Genomic DNA, 2,249 nt, shown 5'->3' with positions numbered 1-2,249 from the left:
ATTATATTGTATATTATTTTGTGGAATTGGTATTACCTATTAATTAGAGTGTTATCAGGGCAAACGCACACTTTTAGGAATTGTATTTAAAATCAGATAGTTATGAATTTAGGGTTTTATTTTCTAAATTTATAAGTTCCTGAAAATATTAATGTTTTTTAAAAGTATGCGTTTGCCCTGAGAGTGTTTTAATCACAAGCTACTTTTTTGCCTTTGGTGTTAATACAATAAAAATTGCCTTGAGCGTCGGTAACATGAGCTTTGCCGTTGTAAAATTGAGGCAGACCCTCATCGACATAAGCAAAATATTTATAAGGAATAACCAGTTCACCTTTAGTGTTAATAAAGCCCTGGGTATTGTCTTTTCTTACCACCGAGGCTAGACCATTAGAAAAATCACCTACCACTCCCTCAAATTTTAGCGGTACAACCACTTTACCTTGTTTGTTTAGGGCTCCCCATTTGCCATTTTTCTTAACGGTGGCCAAACCTTCTGAAAAGCTGTTGGCGTAATCATAGTTAAGAGGAACCACCGTTTTACCGGTTTTATCAATAAAACCATATTTGCCTTTACTCACGACTGCTAAGCCTTCTGAAAAGCTTTCAGCAGAGTCGTAATTGAAAGGAATAACTGTCTTACCACTGGTATTTACAAAGCCATATTTATGATTTTTATTTTGTAATGCTACCAGTCCTTCACTGAAGGAGTTGAGACCAACATCATTATGGCCGGTAGAAAGATATTTTAGAGGAATGATTTCTTTACCAGTTTTGGAGTCAACATATCCTCCTGAAAAATCACTACTACGTTCATTTGCGACTGCAATCAATCCTTCTGTCTCTTGAAATATATAGGTATATCGGTTTTTAGGGATGATCTTTTTCCCTTTACTGTCAAATACCATAGAGCCGTCTTCACCATATACAGCCACCAAGTTTTTACTGAGGCAGTTCATGTCATCCTTAGACACACCAGAAACAGTAGGTTTGGTACAGCTACCTTCATAGGCCAGGGCAGAGCTAGCTGAGAAGATGAAAAAGCCTGATAGTGCCAGTTTCAAAAGTGATGATTTAGTTTTCATGATATATCTTCATTCCTTTTAGATAGAGCCAAACTAAATCATTACTCAGTTTAGCTAGTTGGTTTTAATGTTAGTGTAAGTTAACTATAGATTATCTTAAATTATAAATAAAAGAAGAGTATATAAAGGCTCAACAGTATCTTATTCAATAACTGAATATCATTACTGAGCTTAATAGGTTAAGCTAATCGGTTAGACTCTATTTTTCTTAAACTCTTGGGCCTGATCGAAGATTTCCTTATAAACCTCATCACGATCAATAGGCGGATAACCCCATTCATCGAGTAGGACAATCAACTACGGTAAAGAGGAAAGAAATTTAGCTTTCTCTACCTCAAAATCTTCTGAAGTAAGCAGCCTTTGTTTGGCGTATTGAAACTCTTCTTTAGTGAGCGCACCTAGTGAATAGAGTTTTTCTAAACGCTCTAATTTATCAAATAATGGAGTTTGTGAGATAGCACTAACCGGCTGAGTAGCCTGAGACTTTTTATCAGAAAGTTCTTTAAGCCATTTATTGGCTAAGTTAGCGATAACTTTGACCGTTGATTTATGAGCATTATCAATGACAAGCATTCTACTACCTAAATCAATCATTATCTTGCCAAACATGAATCCCTGAGAGGCAGATACAGATTGTACATGCTCATGACGGATACTTTGGGTATCAACCGAGCGAGTTAACATAGCGTGGTCAAGAAATAGAAACCTATCACTAGTTAAAACAACAAGCCACGTATTACTCCCAAAATCAAGAGCATTAGAAGTTTCTGATTGCTCCATAATTCCAGAAGTAAGCGCAAATACAACCTCATCGTCCTCTAGGTATTCAGATAAAACCCTAAGCTCTTTTTTTGTTCCAAAAGAATCAAGCTCAACACCATTTAACTTACAGATTTCACCCCAATTTTCTGACTGGGTATATTCTGCGTATTTATCAAAGTTTTCCATATGCTAATCTCCTAATTATGGTTTATAAACTAATTACCTGCCTTTGAAGTCAAAAAATGAAATTATGAAGATCTATTAAACTTATATATTATTCTCAAACCACCCGACCAGTTCAAGTAAAAAGTGGCAATATAACGTTAGTTCTATAATAACCAGCTTGCGATTAGAAATTGGTTTAAATTTCAAATACCTTTTACTATTAAATTACAGCTTATAACG

The 2,249-nt window shown here is 35.2% G+C and carries 2 protein-coding genes; both read right to left on the bottom strand.

Annotated elements, in window-relative coordinates; translation table 11 throughout:
• Window positions 1-188 precede the first annotated feature (188 nt).
• Window positions 189-1,082, bottom strand: coding sequence for a WG repeat-containing protein (locus A1019T_RS13045; RefSeq protein ID WP_077452161.1), 894 nt, complete (start codon window positions 1,080-1,082; stop codon window positions 189-191).
• Window positions 1,083-1,379: 297 nt separating this feature from the next.
• On the bottom strand, window positions 1,380-2,030 hold the full coding sequence (locus A1019T_RS13040) for a PH domain-containing protein (RefSeq protein ID WP_077452159.1): 651 nt from the start codon (window positions 2,028-2,030) through the stop codon (window positions 1,380-1,382).
• Between the last annotated feature and the right edge of the window lie 219 nt (window positions 2,031-2,249).

Source organism: Psychrobacter piechaudii, assembly GCF_900162825.1.
Taxonomy (GTDB): Bacteria; Pseudomonadota; Gammaproteobacteria; order Pseudomonadales; family Moraxellaceae; genus Psychrobacter; species Psychrobacter piechaudii.
This window is presented reverse-complemented; position numbering and strand designations above follow the sequence as displayed.

Bases quoted from the DNA above. Each gene is read 5' to 3' on its own strand.
- A1019T_RS13045 (WP_077452161.1), bottom strand. From the start codon at position 1,082: ATGAAAACTAAATCATCACTTTTGAAACTGGCACTATCAGGCTTTTTC.
- A1019T_RS13040 (WP_077452159.1), bottom strand. From the start codon at position 2,030: ATGGAAAACTTTGATAAATACGCAGAATATACCCAGTCAGAAAATTGG.